Below are 14328 nucleotides of genomic sequence, written 5' to 3'. Positions count from 1 at the left end.
CCGGACCTGAACAGATCTCTCAGTCGCCCGCCGGCACGATGACGTCCTGATCGGTCACGATCATGTCCAGTCGCTGGTCGAAAGCCTCGACCGGGATCGATGGCACTTCCTGCGACGCGAATGCCAGACCGATCGCGACGCAGGCTCCGTCGCGGCGCAATACCTCAAGCGTTCGGTCGTAATAGCCGCCGCCATAGCCGATCCGGTTCCCGGCGCGGTCGAACGCGGCCAGCGGAACGATCAGAACCTGGGGCGACAATTCCGGCGCGGGTGCCGGAGGGTGCGATGTGCCGAACGGACCGGGCTCAAGGGTCTTGCCGTCCCATGCCCGAAAGATCAGCGGGACGGCCTTGCCGGTGACGACCGGCAGGCACAATGGCCCGGAATGCGCCGCCATGGCCGGCAGAGGATCGGCCTCGCCGCGCATCGGCCAGTATCCCGACAAGACCTGCCCGGCATAAGGGCGCAGCGCGTCGGCCAGATTGCGGGTAATCCCGTGCTGATCGCCGCCAGATTGCAGACGTGCCGCAAGCGCGCGGGCGCGCAGCTGTGCCTTTTCCGCCGCCCTCACAGCAGGACCGCCGACGCCAGCCCAAGAAACGCGAAGAAGCCCACGACGTCGGTCACGGTGGTGACGAACGTGCCCGAAGCCAGCGCAGGATCCGCACCCGCCTTTTCAAGGGCCAGCGGAATCAGGATTCCTGCCAGCGCCGCGATGGCAAGGTTGACGATCATCGCGATGCCGATCACCGCGGCCAGCGACACGCCGTCGAACCAGATATAGGCGACGATCCCCATCACCACGGCAAAGGCCAGCCCGTTAAGCACCCCGACGATGGCTTCGCGCCGAACAACCCGCCAGACATTGCCGCCGGTCAGGCTTTTCGTCGCCAAGGCCCGCACCGCCACGGTCAGCGTCTGGGTGCCCGCATTGCCGCCCATCGAGGCGACGATGGGCATCAGCACTGCCAGTGCCACGATCTTCTGGATGGTGGCCTCGAAGACCGCGATCACCAGCGACGCCAGCACCGCCGTCAGAAGATTCACCATCAGCCACGGCAGCCGCTGTCGCAGCGTCTCGGTCACGCTGTCGGTGATCGCCGATTCCTCGCCGACACCGGCAAGTCGCAGGATGTCTTCTTCGTGTTCCTCGTCCATCACGGCCATCGCGTCGTCCATCGTGATGACGCCCACCAACCGGTCGTCCCCATCCACCACGGGTGCCGAGATCAGATGGTACTGGTTGAACGCGTACGCCACGTCGCCTTCCTCGGCATAGGCGCTGATCGGGCGAAAACTGTCTTCGGTGATCTCGCGCAGGGCGGTTGCACGGGGCGAGGACAGCAACCGTCCCAGCGCCACATATCCGATCGGGTGACGGCGCGGATCGACCAAAATGATGTGATAAAACTGTTCGGGCAGCCATTCCTCGGCGCGCAGGAAGTCGATGGTTTCGCCCACCGTCCAGTGTTCGGGCGCGGTCACGACCTCGGACTGCATCAGGCGACCGGCCGAGTATTCGGGATAGGCCAGCGACTGCTGGACCGCAGCGCGATCGGAATCGTCCAGCGCCGCAAGAATGCCGGCACGTTCCGCCTCGTCCATGTCCTCGATCAGGTCAACGACATCGTCGCTGTCCATCTCGCGGACAGCCTCTGCCAGCACCTCGGGCGGCAGAAATTCCAGAACCTCCTCGCGAACGCCTTCGTCGATCTCGGACAGGATCTCGCCGTCGATCTCGCCCGAGTACAATTGCAGGAAGTTGCGCCGGTCGGCACCGTGCAGACGTTCGATGATGTCGGCGATATCTGCCGCATGCATCGGTTCCAGCAGGGCATTCAGCCTGTCGCGATCTTCGGCCTCGATGGCCTCGTCGATCTGGTCCAGAAGTTCGCGTCGCGGCAGAAATTCGTCCTCATCCGGATCTGCAACCTGACTTTCGGCAGCCTGATCCTGCTGATCCGGACGTTCCTCTTCTGCCATGCGCGCCTCCTGTCGGTTCTCGTTTTCTTTCTCGTGGGTCGGAAACGATGGCGGGGTCAGCCGCGCAACATCTCCAGCGCCTGCGCATGCAGGTCGCGCGAGGCAGCGGCGATCACCTGCCCGCCCTGTGCGGCGGATCCCCCCTGCCAGTCGGTCACGATGCCGCCTGCCGCCTCGACCACCGCCAGCGGGCCGGCAATATCGTACTGCTGCAACCCGGCCTCGATCACCAGATCGACCTGGCCAAGCGCCAGCAGCGCGTAGGCATAGCAATCCAGACCATAGCGGGTCAGCCGCACACGATCCGCGACACGACGGAACGCCTGCGCCTCGGCGGATGAGCCGATTTCGGGAAAGGTGGTCATCAGCGTGGCACCGCTCAGCGTGACGCCTTGCCGCGTGGCCAGCGCCCTTTCACCATCCGGTCCGACCAGCCGGGCGCGCCCAAGGCCACCTTCGAAACGCTCGCGCAGGTAGGGCTGATCGATCAGGCCGTAACGGATCCCCCCTGCGTCGTCGCCCAGCCCGATCAGCACGCCCCAGCTTGGCGCGCCGCACAGGAAGGCGCGCGTGCCATCGATCGGGTCGAGTATCCAGGTCAGTCCGCTGTCGCCGTCGGTCCGACCGAACTCCTCGCCGAAGATCCCGTCCTGCGGCCGCCTTCGCGACAACACGTCACGCATTGCGGCTTCGGCGGCGCGATCGGCTTGCGTGACGGGGTCGAAATCCTCTGGCCGCTTGTTGTCCGTAATGATGCTGGACGATCGGAACAGGGGCAGGATGGCCTTGCGTGCCGCGTCGGCCATTTCGTGCGCGGTGTCGATGATCTGCTGTGCGTCCTGCATCGCTGTCCCCCGCCGCCCGTGGTGATCCGTTACCGGCAGGTCTAGCGGCAAGTTATCGCGCCTGCCAGTGGCCGCAGGCACAGAAAACCACTCTGTTCAGGGAAAGCTGACGCCAATGCGCCAAAGACAATCCCGCCGAGCCACTGTCGTGGTCGGCCGGATCAGCGTGTGTTTAGGCGGCGTCCGAAAGAACCCGCGCCAGTTCGAAGATCTGGCGGCGCTGCGCCGCGGGCATCGCGTAATAGGCGCGAACCAACTGCAGTGCTTCTTTATCGGCCAGGATGTCACCCTCGACCGCGGCCTCAATCTCGCCTTCGTGCAAACCTTCGAAAAAGAAGCTGACCGGAACATCCACCGCCCGCGCGATATCCCAAAGGCGGGACGCGGAAACACGGTTCATTCCGGTTTCGTATTTCTGAATCTGCTGAAATTTGATACCGACCTTGTCGGCCAGTTGCTGTTGCGTCATTCCGATCATCCAGCGACGATGACGGATACGCTTACCAACATGAACATCTACACCGTGTTTCATCGTTAACCCCATTCAATCTAAAGAGGCAGTAGCCCAAGCCGCCGCAATTATCGAGTGTCAACATGGTTAACTGGATCGTTTCTGACCAAAAAGACAGGTGTCGTATTGCGCTTTGTGCAGCTTTGGGATGAACAGGCCAAGCAGGTGAACTCATTGTCTTATTTTTCCGGAGATCGTGATGACTGAGCAGATACGAATCGCCCGCGTCGAGGCGCTGGGTCAGGACCCTGTCGTCCTGCGCCATCCCGCACCGCGGTCTGCAGATGGAAAGGTTCTTGTGCGCATGCGGGCGGGCGCGTTGAACTTTGCCGATCTGCTGAAGGCGAAAGGACAGTATCAGGAACCGCAAGACGCCCCGTTCGTCGCCGGGCTGGAAGGCGCGGGCGAGGTGATCGACGCACCCTCATCCAGCGGCCTGTCTGTCGGGGACCGCGTGGCGGTGTCGTTTCCCGGGACACTGGCCGAGGTGATCGCCGTGCCTTCCGTGGCCTGCCATGTCATTCCGGACCGAATGAGTTTCGAGCAGGCGGCGGGCTTTCTGGTCGCCTACGGCACCAGCCACCTGGCGTTGACAATGCGCGCAGGACTGCGCGAAGGCGAGACGCTGGCCGTGCTGGGGGCCGCGGGCGGCGTCGGCCTGACGGCGGTCGAAATCGGTCACGCGCTTGGCGCCCGCGTCATCGGGATCGCCCGCGGCCCCGAACGCCTGGAAACGGTGCGTGCCGCCGGTGCCGCTGATGTGATCGACAGCACGAACTGCCCGGATCTGAAGTCGGCGCTGAGGGAGCTGGGAGGCGTAGATGTCGTCTATGACCCGGTCGGCGACACGGCAGGACTGCAGGCGTTCGGCGCCCTGCGGCGCGGCGGCAGGTTTCTGGTGATCGGATTTGCCGGGGGCAAGCCATCCGCACTGCCCTTGAACCACGCACTGGTCAAGAACATCGCGATTCACGGATTTTATTGGGGTGGCTATCGTCAACTGGATCCGCAAGCCATCAGGACAAGCGTGGACGACCTGCTGCGGATGTTCGAAAACGGCCGTCTGGCGCCTGTCGCCGGTCAGGTTCTGCCGCTGGAGCGGCTGTCCGAAGCCTATCAGCTGCTGCGCAGCCGGAAATCGGTTGGAAAGATCGTGATAACCATGTGAAATGCGCGGTCCGGGCATCGTTTCGGCATTGAAACGGGGCGTCAGCCTGCCAATATGGTTCGCATATGCAGGGGCATTGCCCGCAACGCCTGAGAGGGAGACATTGATGGCAGATTACAACACATACCGAACCGCGCAGGGCGTTGGCAGCCGCAGCGCGGCCGTTGACGAAGGCCTGCGGGCCTACATGAACAAGGTTTATGGGCTGATGGCGGTCGGCATGGGTGTGACCGCCGTCGCAGCCTACGGCATCAGCACGGCTGCCGTCGATGCAAGCGGGCAGCTGACCCAGCTTGGCATGGCGATCTATGCCTCGCCGCTGAAATGGGTGATCATGTTTGCCCCGCTGCTGATGGTGTTCGCGTTCGGCGCGGCGATGAACCGCCTGTCGGTGCAGGGCGCGACGTTCATGTTCTACGCCTTCGCGGCGCTGATGGGCCTGTCGATCAGCTCGATCTTTCTGGTCTATACGCCGTTCTCGATCGTGCAGACCTTCCTTGTGACGGCGATCGCCTTCGCGGGTCTGTCGCTGTGGGGCTATACCACCAAGAAGGACATCTCGGGATGGGGCAGCTTCCTGATCATGGGGGTGATCGGCCTGATCGTCGCCTCGATCGTGAACATCTTCCTGCAAAGCTCGGCGATGCAGTTCGCGATCTCGATCCTGGGCGTGCTGATCTTTGCGGGCCTGACCGCCTATGACACGCAGAACATCAAGAACACCTATCTGCAGATGGCCGGTTCGGACAAGGACTTCATCGGCAAGACCGCGATCATGGGCGCACTGCGCCTGTATCTGGACTTCCTGAACCTGTTCATGTTCCTTCTGCAATTCATGGGTAACCGCGAGTGATCGTCTGAGCCCGTGGCAGGATGCGAAAGGCCGGGCGATTGCCCGGCCTTTTCAGTTCGCGCCTTGCCGCTGCGGTTCAGGCGTTGAACAGGAAGTGCAGGACATCGCCGTCCTTGACCTCGTAGGACTTGCCCTCGACCCGCAGCTTGCCTGCCTCGCGCGCGCCCGCCTCGCCATTGCCCGAGATGTAATCGTCATAGGCCACGGTTTCCGCGCGGATGAAGCCCTTTTCGAAATCGCCGTGAATCACGCCCGCAGCCTGCGGAGCAAGCGTGCCCTTGGTGATCGTCCAGGCGCGGGCCTCTTTCGGGCCGACGGTGAAATAGGTCTGCAAACCCAGCAGATCATAGCCAGCGCGGATCAGCCGATCCAGCCCGGCTTCGTCCAGCCCCATCTCTCCCAGGAACATCTGGGCCTCTTCGGCCTCAAGCTGGCTAATCTCTTCCTCGATCCTGGCCGATATCACGACATGGCCCGCGCCCTGCGCCTTGGCCATCTCTGCAACCTTGTCGGACAGGGCATTGCCCTTGGCGGCCTCGTCCTCGGCCACATTGCAGACATACAGCACCGGCTTGGACGTCAGCAGTTGCAGCATATTCCACGTCTTGCGCTCATCCTCGGCGATGTCCACCGTTCGGGCAGGTTGACCGTTTTCCAGCGCGGCAAGGGCGCGCTTCAGCAGGTCCTGTTGCTCAGCGGCCTCCTTGTCGCCGCCCTTCAGCTTGCGCGCCAGATTGGCCAGACGACGTTCGACCGATTCCATGTCGGCGATCATCAGCTCGGTTTCAATCACCTCGGCATCCGCGATGGGGTCGACGCGCCCCTCGACATGGGTGACGTCGCCATCCTCGAAGCAGCGCAGCACATGGGCGATGGCATCGACTTCGCGGATATTGGCCAGGAACTGGTTGCCCAGCCCTTCGCCCTTGCTGGCGCCCTTCACCAGACCCGCGATATCGACAAAGGTGATCCGCGTCGGGATGATCTGCTTGCTGCCCGCGATCCCGGCCAGCCTGTCAAGGCGCGGGTCGGGCACGGCCACCTCGCCCACATTCGGCTCGATCGTACAGAAGGGAAAATTGGCGGCCTGTGCGGCGGCGGTTCTGGTCAGCGCATTGAACAGCGTGGACTTGCCCACATTCGGCAGCCCGACAATTCCCATCCGAAAGCCCATGATCGCACCCTTTCCTGAATTTCGCCGCTACTTAGGCCCCATGCGGCGCCAAGTCCAGCCTGCCCGGATTGCGCATGGCGGTCATCAAGGCTAGTGCTGAGGCAACGGAAGACGGGGACGGACATGACCAGAATCGACAAGCGTTTCGCGGCGTTGCAGGCCGAGGGAAAGAAAGCCTTCGTGGCCTACATGATGGCATCTGATCCCGACGACGCGACTGCGCTTGAGATCATGTCCGGACTGCCGGCCGCAGGCGTCGATATCATCGAGCTGGGGATGCCGTTCACCGATCCGATGGCGGACGGTCCGACCATTCAGGCGGCCGGTCAGCGGGCCCTGGCGCAGGGCGGCAGCGTATCCCGCACGCTGGACATGCTGCGCGCGTTCCGCAAGCAGGACAACGAGACGCCGGTCGTGTTGATGGGATATTACAATCCCATCTATGCGCGCGACGGCGGTGTCGATCAGTTCCTGAAAGACGCTGTCGAGGCCGGCGTGGACGGGTTGATCGTGGTCGATCTGCCGCCCGAGGAAGACGACGAACTCTGCATTCCCGCAGGCCGCGCCGGGTTGAACTTCATCCGTCTGGCAACGCCCACCACCGACGACCGGCGTCTGCCCGCCGTGGTCAAGAACACCAGCGGCTTTGTCTATTACGTCAGCGTCACGGGCATCACCGGCGGCCCCGCCGCAGATGCAGCAGAGGTCGCCCCCGAGGTCGCGCGCATCCAGAAGGCCGCGAAGCTGCCGGTGGTGGTCGGGTTCGGCATCTCGACCCCGGAAGCCGCCGAACAGGTCGCCTCGGTCGCCGATGGCTGCGTCGTCGGCAGCGCCATCGTTAAACTGATCGGCGAATGTCGTCCGGTCCCCGAGATCCTGGATTTCGTCCGCGATCTGGCTGCCGGGGCGCATCGCGGATAACCACAAGGCGCTTTGGTTCAGATGGGTCGCCGATCTGTCGGATCGGCCCATGATCCTGCATGAATGCCCGCGCGATCTCGGCAGGCGGCTGCAAATCCGCAGCCGCGGTCTTGTGGCGCAATCCGTTGGCGCAGGACAGCTTCAGTTAAAGGACTTGAAATTGGTGCGGGTGGTCGGACTCGAACCGACACTCCTTGCGGAAAGGGTGTTTGAGACCCTCGCGTCTACCATTCCGCCACACCCGCACCGGGTGGATCGCCGCGCAAACGTGGCAATCATATCAACGCCGTGATCAGGGAAAGCAAAAGGCTTGTGCCCCACGAACCCACCGAACCGGTCGTCGATGTATGACCTTCGCCTAAGCCGCAGCGCGCCGTTTTGCAAGAGGTCAGATGCGCGTTTCACATCAACCGACCCAAGCGCGCGGCAGGCATGCGACAGCCTGCTTCAGGCCAAGCCCAGCTTGGCCAGCCGCGCGGCGCGCAACTGCGCGAAATCGTCGCCGGCATGATAGGACGAGCGCGTCAGCGGGGTCGCGGAAACCATCAGGAACCCCTTGCCGTAGGCGGATTTTTCATAGTTCGCGAACTCGTCGGGCGCCACGAAGCGATCCACGCGGTGATGTTTGGGGCTTGGCTGCAAATACTGCCCGATGGTCATGAAATCCACATCGGCGGCGCGCATGTCGTCCATGACCTGCAGGACACCCTGACGATCCTCGCCCAGTCCGACCATGATGCCCGACTTGGTGAACATCGACGGATCCAGTTCCTTGACCCGCTGCAGCAGCCGCAGGGAATGGAAATACCGCGCACCCGGCCGAACTGTGGGATAAAGCCCCGGCACCGTTTCAAGATTGTGGTTGAAGACATCCGGGCGTGCTTCGACCACCATTTCCAGAGAGCCCGGCCTGGATTTCAGGAAGTCGGGGGTCAGCACCTCGATCGTCGAATCGGGGCTGCGATGGCGGATCGCGCGGATCGTCTGGGCGAAATGCTCGGCCCCGCCATCGTCCAGATCGTCACGGTCCACACTGGTGATGACGACATGGTTCAAGCCCAGCTTCTGGACCGCATGCGCAACGCGGCCGGGTTCGAACACGTCCAGCTCATTCGGGCGCCCCGTCGAGACGTTGCAAAACGTGCAGCCGCGCGTGCAGATCTCGCCCATGATCATCATGGTCGCGTGACCCTGGCTCCAGCATTCGCCGACATTCGGGCAGCCCGCCTCTTCGCAGACCGTCAAAAGGCGATGTTCCTGCATGATATCGCGCGTGCGCTTGTAGCCTTCGCTGACCGGCGCCTTCACGCGGATCCAGTCTGGCTTTTTCGGCTGCGCCTGATCGGGCCGATGTGCCTTTTCGGGATGGCGAAGACGGGGCAGTTGCGGCGCGGTGATCTCGGTCATGTCCGACCTTTCGCTGAGTTTCGTTCTATCTAATCCCAAACCGGGGCTTGATCAACGCCACGCGGCATGCTGCATGTGCATTCCCTACGCTGCATCGCGGCATGGGACGAGGGGAGGAGACAATGCAGATGTATAGGAATATCAGGATGAAGATTGGCAGCACACTTCCCCAGGTGACGTTCAGGACTCGGGTCCGCGACGAATCGGTGGGCGGGCCGAACCCATTCCGCTGGCAGGACATGACGACGGCGGATTATTTTGCCGGCAAGCGCGTTGTCCTTTTCTCGCTGCCGGGTGCTTTCACGCCGACCTGCTCGACCTACCAGCTGCCGGGCTTCGATCTCGCGTTCGACCAGATGCGCGAACTGGGGGTCGACGCGATCTACTGCATGTCCGTCAACGACAGCTTCGTGATGAACCAGTGGGCGAAGGCACAGGGACTGCAGAACGTGACGGTCATTCCCGACGGGTCGGGATCGTTCACCGAAAAGGTCGGCATGCTGGTGCGCAAGGACAATCTGGGTTTCGGCGCGCGCAGCTGGCGTTATGCCGCCGTGATCAACGACGGCATCGTAGAAAAATGGTTCGAAGAACCGGGGCGTTGCGACGATTGCGCGGACGACCCCTACGGCGAGACCTCGCCCGAGACTGTGCTGGGCTATCTGCAAACCGCGCGCGTCTCCGAGCCCGCCTGAGGACGCAGAGATTGGGGGGCCGCGACCGGCGCGGCCCTTCGTTTGGCTACATCAGGTTTCGCGCGGCGGCGCGCAGCGTGTCGGCAAGTTCATCAAACCACCCCTCGGCAGGCGTCGATGCCCTTCGGATCAACACAACCTCGCGCAGGGGTTGTGGATCTGGAAACGCGATAGCCCTCAGACCAGGCGCTGCCGCAATTTCCTGACGAAGCGCGATCTGCGGCAGGAATGTCAGGCCCATGCCCTGCGCGGCCAACCTGCACAACGTCGAAAGCGAGGCGGCGCCCAGATCAAGATGGCTCGACCGGCGGTTCAGTCCGCACACCTCCAGCGCCTGATCGCCCAGACAATGCCCTTCATCCAGCAGCAGAAGCTGACCGGGATCCAGTTCCTTGGGTGCAACCGCGCGCCCCTGAATCTGCGCGATCCGCGCGGCACTGCCGGCCAGCAGAAAACGATCAGTGAACAGCGGCGCCGCGACCATACCCCTGCCCTCGGGCGGGGTTGCCACCACAACGGCATCCAGACGGCCGCAATCCAGTTCGTCCATCAGACGGTCTGTCTGCGCCTCGCGCAGATGCAGATCGCGGCCGACATCCCTTGCACGCAGCACCGGCAATGCCTCGGGCAGCAGATAGGGCGCGACCGTCGGGATCATACCCAGCATCAGCCGACCGCCTTCGCCCGGTTGCCGCAGCCCCTGTTCCAGGCCCGCCATCGCGGCCATCACCCGGCGCGCATGGGCCGCCAGTTCACGACCGCGCGGCGTCAGAACCACGCCACCCGTTATGCGTTCGACCAACGGGCCGCCGGCGATTTCCTCCAGCGCGCGGATCTGCATGGACAGGGCTGGCTGACTGACATGGGTCACCTCGGCGGCGCGCGTGAAATGCCCATGATCAGCCAGGGCCAGGAAATAACGCAGCTGGCGAAGTGTAATGTTCATAAACCCACCTGATCATATGCTGCAGTCTGCGCTTGCATCACTTATCGCGCCGCCCATGTACCTGGCAATCGGCACCTGAATCGAAAAGGGATGCCGTTTGCAGCATCCCTTTCACCGCGATCCCCGGTGATACCTAGCCGATCATGGGCAAACCCGTGCCGTAGGTTTCTTGATAATGGCGCTCAAGGCGCATCAGGGCAAGACGCAGAACAACCTTGCCCGATCGGGCCGACCAGCCCAGACGCCTTTCAGTCAGTTCGATCCCTTCCAGAAAGCAGCAGACCCGCAGCACGATGTCGCCCATCCCTGGGCCCAACTCTCGCAATGCACACGCAACGCGATTGCGCGCGGATTCCGAGCCGCCGCGATAGCCCGCACCGTTGCGTGAGACGTCGATCCCGGCGGTCATGAAGCCATCCCAGTTCTGGGTGACACGCGGTCCCATCTGCGCCAGTTCGAAATCCTCGCGCAGCCGCTCGCCTGCCCCGACCATTCCCGAGGACAGGAAAGGCTGACCGTTCTGGTCGCGCCGGCGGGCAAGCAGCAGCAGCGGGCTTTCCGCGACATTGACGCGCGCGGATCTGCGATGCCCGTCATCGGGATCCTGAATCATGCGGTCTTCGAGGATGCGGTGACGTTCGGCGTGTTCGAATCCGGCCTGATCCTCGGCCATGCCTTGTACTGGCTGAGCCTGCACCGGACTGGCCTGACGGAAATCTGCGGGTCCGGGCACCGCTTCGCGCTGCCGTGGTGAACGCAGCATCCGGCGCAGCGCCTCGCGTCCGGCAGGGGCCAGAACATATCTGCGGATGCGCCCGCCCTGCCCGCTTTGAACGACCCATCCCCGCAGCGCCAGATCCTCGGCCATGTGGCGGTCCAGAACGGCAGTGCGAATGTCGTCCCGGGTGACGATCGCCTTTTCCATCCCCTCGGCGCAAGCCAGAACCGCGCCCGGTTCGGCCAGCCGGCGCAACAGGCGCAGCGCCGCGCGGTCGTCCATGCTTGCCGGGTCCACAGGACGGTCCGACAATGCCCCATCGACCAGCGGATCGTCGCGACGTGCCTCGAACCGGCGAATGCGCCGCAGGATCGTCGAGGCATGGCAGCCTGCCTCTCGGGCCAGCGCGCGGATCGTTTCTCCGTGCTCGACATGGCGCAGATACAGTTTGGCATCTTCCGGCAAATCGTCACGTCCGGCCGCGCCGACACCGATCTGCGATCGGTGGTCTGCGCCTCCCGTGTCGATTGCGAAGTCGCCGGTCAATATGGTCATGTCTAGTCCCTTGTCGTCCTCGGGCAGCCCGGCAGAAGACCACCCTGGGTTGCGTTAGTTCCTGTGGATGACAGGCTGCTTTCTGCACATAGCCGCAACATTCCCTAACAAATCCTAAAGATTTCTTGCCCCTGCGCGCGCTGCATCAAGGCTTTCGGCAACACACGCATTGGTTGTGCAATGGTCCATCACATCGACAGCCAGGAGGATCTTGCCATGACCGCGATGCAGAATGTGATCGCCTTCCGCCCACGCCCGCTGCATTCAGGCCTGCGACGCCCTGCATCGCTGATCCGTGCCGCGCGCGAGGGTCAGCAGGGGTGGCGGCGCAGCCGCGACCTGCCACGCCTTCTGCGTGCCGAGCGGTGCCCGGCGCCAGGCGCGGCACTGCCAAGGCTGCGCGCCGAGGAAGCATTGCTGAACGATGCGCGCCGCAACCACGATGCGGATTACGACATGCAGCGCCATGTCATGCTGATGATCGCGATCCTGGCCGAAATGCGTGCCGCCGTCAGCAGCGTCCCTCACCCGGTCGGTACGGGAACGACGATCGACCGCTTGGCAAAGGTCGGTGCCGTGGCGCTCAGCGCCCTCGGAACAGCGACCCCAGCACACCCCTGACCAGCGCCTGCCCGGATTTCGTGCCAAGTTGCCGGGCAAGGCTCTTGCCGAATGTTTCGGCAATGCTGTCGCTGCGCGAGCTGCGCCGCCTGGTGCCCGATGCGGCCTCTTGGCGCGGTTCGTATCGACGGGCGTTCTGATACTCGTCGCGGCTCATGTCGAACAGGTCGTCATCTGAGCCGACATTCTGCTTTGCCGCCAGACTTTCCTGTGCAACCTGATCGGCGCGCTTGGCCAGAATCTCTTTCGCGGATTCACGGTCCAGACCAAGGTCATATTTCGCGCCCATCGGCGAGGCGGCAAGTACCGCCTTGCGTTCGGCCTCGTCCACTGGGCCGAGGCGACTGAAAGGCGGACGGATCAGGGTCCGCTGCGCGATGCCGGGCACGCCCTTGGCTTCAAGCAGCGATGTGACCGCCTCGCCGGTGCCGACCGACTGGATCGCCTCGGCGATGTCGAAATCCGGATTCGTGCGATAGTTCTGGGCAGCCAGACGCAGCGCCTTCTGATCCTTGGCGGTGAACGCCCTCAGACCGTGCTGCACGCGATTTCCCAGCTGACCCAGAACATCCTCGGGGATATCGGCAGGGTTCTGGCTGATGAACCAGACACTGACCCCTTTGGATCGGATCAACCGGGCCACCTGTTCGACCTTGTCGATCAACGCCTTCGGGGCGTCGTCGAACAGCAGATGCGATTCGTCGAAGAAGAACGCGACGCGTGGTCGATCGGGATCGCCGACCTCGGGAAGCTGTTCGAACAGCTCGGACAGCAGCCACAGAAGGAATGTTGCATAAAGCCGCGGTGAATTCATCAACCGGTCGGCAGCCAGGATATTAACGACCCCGCGCCCGGCCTGATCCACGCGCAACAGATCGGCCAGTTCCAGCGCCGGTTCACCGAACAGCTTGTTGCCGCCCTGATTTTCCAGAACCAGCAACGCGCGCTGGATCGCGCCGACACTGGCGGTGCTGACATTGCCGTATTGCAGCGACAGATCGGCAGCATTCTGGCCGACCCAGACCAGCATCGCCTGAAGATCGCCCAGATCCAGCAAGGCCAGCCCCTGCTCATCCGCGACGCGGAAGGCAATGTTCATCACGCCTTCCTGGACGTCTGTCAGATCGAGCAGCCGCGACAACAGAAGCGGCCCCATCTCGGCAGGTGTGGTGCGGACCGGATGTCCCTTTTCGCCCCAGACATCCCAGAACGTCACCGGAAAGGACTGATACTCCAGCGTCAGCCCGATCTGGTCGGCCCGTTTCCGGAACGCCTCGTGCAATGGCGCATCCTGACTGCCGGGTTGCGACAGGCCCGCAAGATCACCCTTCACGTCGGACATGAACACGGGCACGCCCGCAAGGGACAGGCTTTCAGCCAGGGTCTGCAGGGTGACCGTCTTCCCGGTACCGGTGGCGCCGGCGATCATGCCATGACGATTTGCATATTTCAGCAGCAGCGATTGCGGTGATGCATGGTCTCTGCCGGCCCCGCCCACGAAAACCGTTCCAGCCCGTTCGTCCAGTACCGCTGTCATATCTGCGTCGTCCCTGTCGCTTGCCAATAGCCGCGCTCGAAGTGCGCGCGATGCGACAATACAATCTTAACAGATTCGTGCCATATTGGATTTGTCCGGGGATCATTGCCGTGACCCGGACCTTCCTCCCTGTTGGACTGCCGCGCCCTCGGGCGCGGCTTTTTTTGTGATCGATGATGACGCAATGTCCTGTTGACGGATCACGGCTGCGCGACTAGCGTGCAGCCAATGATGACCGGCCAGTCCGGCAGGGAGAGAACGCCTTAGGCGTAGGGGTCGCAGGGAAATCTGCGACCCTTTTCAGATCTGCATCCCCTATGCTGAAGCGCAAAGGCTACGCTATTTCTGGAAACATGGGTCGCCGCGCCTGACACGGCAAGACGAAGCGCAGGGG

At 63.2% G+C, this 14328-nt stretch carries 14 protein-coding genes and 1 tRNA gene; 5 read left to right on the top strand and 10 right to left on the bottom strand.

The window, feature by feature from the left end; genetic code table 11:
- Window positions 1-19: 19 nt before the first annotated feature.
- The 4 genes from MU516_RS04040 to MU516_RS04025 all read right to left on the bottom strand — a co-directional run bounded on the left by MU516_RS04040 (window position 20) and on the right by MU516_RS04025 (window position 3360).
- Complete coding sequence (locus MU516_RS04040; RefSeq protein ID WP_260275907.1) at window positions 20-571, bottom strand: 5-formyltetrahydrofolate cyclo-ligase; 552 nt, start codon at window positions 569-571, stop codon at window positions 20-22.
- Window positions 568-1983 (bottom strand): magnesium transporter, encoded by a 1416-nt coding sequence (gene mgtE / locus MU516_RS04035; protein ID WP_260275906.1) that lies wholly within the window; start codon window positions 1981-1983, stop codon window positions 568-570. The genes MU516_RS04040 and mgtE overlap by 4 nt, the downstream gene beginning before the upstream one ends.
- A gap of 56 nt (window positions 1984-2039) precedes the next feature.
- Window positions 2040-2828, bottom strand: coding sequence for a histidinol-phosphatase (gene hisN, locus MU516_RS04030; protein WP_260275905.1), 789 nt, complete (start codon window positions 2826-2828; stop codon window positions 2040-2042).
- A gap of 172 nt (window positions 2829-3000) precedes the next feature.
- Window positions 3001-3360, bottom strand: coding sequence for a helix-turn-helix domain-containing protein (locus MU516_RS04025; RefSeq protein ID WP_260276254.1), 360 nt, complete (start codon window positions 3358-3360; stop codon window positions 3001-3003).
- A 178-nt stretch (window positions 3361-3538) separates the two neighbouring features.
- Between MU516_RS04025 and MU516_RS04020 the strand changes: the two genes are divergently transcribed.
- Both MU516_RS04020 and MU516_RS04015 read left to right on the top strand, forming a co-directional pair.
- On the top strand, window positions 3539-4507 hold the full coding sequence (locus MU516_RS04020; protein ID WP_260275904.1) for an NADPH:quinone oxidoreductase family protein: 969 nt from the start codon (window positions 3539-3541) through the stop codon (window positions 4505-4507).
- A gap of 106 nt (window positions 4508-4613) precedes the next feature.
- Complete coding sequence (locus MU516_RS04015) at window positions 4614-5360, top strand: Bax inhibitor-1/YccA family protein (protein ID WP_209055023.1); 747 nt, start codon at window positions 4614-4616, stop codon at window positions 5358-5360.
- A gap of 76 nt (window positions 5361-5436) precedes the next feature.
- Here MU516_RS04015 and ychF read toward each other — a convergent pair whose 3' ends face one another.
- On the bottom strand, window positions 5437-6534 hold the full coding sequence (gene ychF, locus MU516_RS04010) for a redox-regulated ATPase YchF (protein WP_260275903.1): 1098 nt from the start codon (window positions 6532-6534) through the stop codon (window positions 5437-5439).
- A gap of 123 nt (window positions 6535-6657) precedes the next feature.
- On the opposite strand from ychF, the gene trpA reads away from it, so the two are divergent.
- Window positions 6658-7455, top strand: a complete 798-nt coding sequence (gene trpA / locus MU516_RS04005) for a tryptophan synthase subunit alpha (RefSeq protein ID WP_260275902.1) — start codon at window positions 6658-6660, stop codon at window positions 7453-7455.
- A gap of 161 nt (window positions 7456-7616) precedes the next feature.
- Here trpA and MU516_RS04000 read toward each other — a convergent pair.
- Both MU516_RS04000 and lipA read right to left on the bottom strand, forming a co-directional pair.
- Window positions 7617-7700, bottom strand: a tRNA-Leu gene (locus MU516_RS04000).
- Window positions 7701-7902: 202 nt separating this feature from the next.
- Window positions 7903-8862, bottom strand: a complete 960-nt coding sequence (gene lipA, locus MU516_RS03995; protein ID WP_425606807.1) for a lipoyl synthase — start codon at window positions 8860-8862, stop codon at window positions 7903-7905.
- A 146-nt stretch (window positions 8863-9008) separates the two neighbouring features.
- Here lipA and MU516_RS03990 point away from each other — a divergent pair, with 146 nt between their 5' ends.
- Window positions 9009-9557, top strand: a complete 549-nt coding sequence (locus MU516_RS03990; protein ID WP_260275901.1) for a peroxiredoxin — start codon at window positions 9009-9011, stop codon at window positions 9555-9557.
- 46 nt (window positions 9558-9603) lie between these two features.
- Here the strand turns inward: MU516_RS03990 and MU516_RS03985 are convergent, their stop codons facing one another.
- Window positions 9604-10503 carry a hydrogen peroxide-inducible genes activator gene (locus MU516_RS03985; RefSeq protein ID WP_260275900.1) on the bottom strand — a complete coding sequence of 300 codons (900 nt, stop codon included), beginning with the start codon at window positions 10501-10503 and terminating at the stop codon, window positions 9604-9606.
- Between the two features lie 133 nt (window positions 10504-10636).
- The gene (locus MU516_RS03980; RefSeq protein WP_260275899.1) at window positions 10637-11776 is read right to left on the bottom strand and encodes a DUF6456 domain-containing protein; all 1140 of its coding nucleotides are present in this window, start codon (window positions 11774-11776) and stop codon (window positions 10637-10639) included.
- Window positions 11777-11992: 216 nt separating this feature from the next.
- Here MU516_RS03980 and MU516_RS03975 point away from each other — a divergent pair, with 216 nt between their 5' ends.
- Entirely contained in the window at window positions 11993-12397 is a 405-nt protein-coding gene (locus tag MU516_RS03975; RefSeq protein WP_260275898.1) for a DUF6477 family protein, read from the top strand.
- On the opposite strand, the gene MU516_RS03970 is transcribed toward MU516_RS03975, so the two are convergent.
- A complete protein-coding gene (locus tag MU516_RS03970) occupies window positions 12360-13934 on the bottom strand; it encodes a DUF853 domain-containing protein (protein ID WP_260275896.1) in 1575 nt (524 codons plus the stop codon). The genes MU516_RS03975 and MU516_RS03970 overlap by 38 nt on opposite strands.
- Between the last annotated feature and the right edge of the window lie 394 nt (window positions 13935-14328).

This window comes from Paracoccus maritimus (assembly GCF_025195095.1).
Taxonomy (GTDB): Bacteria; Pseudomonadota; Alphaproteobacteria; order Rhodobacterales; family Rhodobacteraceae; genus Paracoccus; species Paracoccus maritimus.
The sequence above is the reverse complement of the archived record's forward strand: the minus strand, read 5'-3'. Positions and strand labels throughout refer to the sequence as shown.

What these genes read in the sequence shown, in the direction of transcription:
- mgtE (WP_260275906.1), bottom strand. Translation starts at nt 1,983, where the DNA reads ATGGCAGAAGAGGAACGTCCGGATCAGCAGGATCAGGCTGCCGAAAGT.
- hisN (WP_260275905.1), bottom strand. Translation starts at nt 2,828, where the DNA reads ATGCAGGACGCACAGCAGATCATCGACACCGCGCACGAAATGGCCGAC.
- MU516_RS04025 (WP_260276254.1), bottom strand. Translation starts at nt 3,360, where the DNA reads ATGAAACACGGTGTAGATGTTCATGTTGGTAAGCGTATCCGTCATCGT.
- MU516_RS04020 (WP_260275904.1), top strand. Translation starts at nt 3,539, where the DNA reads ATGACTGAGCAGATACGAATCGCCCGCGTCGAGGCGCTGGGTCAGGAC.
- MU516_RS04015 (WP_209055023.1), top strand. Translation starts at nt 4,614, where the DNA reads ATGGCAGATTACAACACATACCGAACCGCGCAGGGCGTTGGCAGCCGC.
- ychF (WP_260275903.1), bottom strand. Translation starts at nt 6,534, where the DNA reads ATGGGCTTTCGGATGGGAATTGTCGGGCTGCCGAATGTGGGCAAGTCC.
- trpA (WP_260275902.1), top strand. Translation starts at nt 6,658, where the DNA reads ATGACCAGAATCGACAAGCGTTTCGCGGCGTTGCAGGCCGAGGGAAAG.
- lipA (WP_425606807.1), bottom strand. Translation starts at nt 8,862, where the DNA reads ATGACCGAGATCACCGCGCCGCAACTGCCCCGTCTTCGCCATCCCGAA.
- MU516_RS03990 (WP_260275901.1), top strand. Translation starts at nt 9,009, where the DNA reads ATGAAGATTGGCAGCACACTTCCCCAGGTGACGTTCAGGACTCGGGTC.
- MU516_RS03985 (WP_260275900.1), bottom strand. Translation starts at nt 10,503, where the DNA reads ATGAACATTACACTTCGCCAGCTGCGTTATTTCCTGGCCCTGGCTGAT.
- MU516_RS03980 (WP_260275899.1), bottom strand. Translation starts at nt 11,776, where the DNA reads ATGACCATATTGACCGGCGACTTCGCAATCGACACGGGAGGCGCAGAC.
- MU516_RS03975 (WP_260275898.1), top strand. Translation starts at nt 11,993, where the DNA reads ATGACCGCGATGCAGAATGTGATCGCCTTCCGCCCACGCCCGCTGCAT.
- MU516_RS03970 (WP_260275896.1), bottom strand. Translation starts at nt 13,934, where the DNA reads ATGACAGCGGTACTGGACGAACGGGCTGGAACGGTTTTCGTGGGCGGG.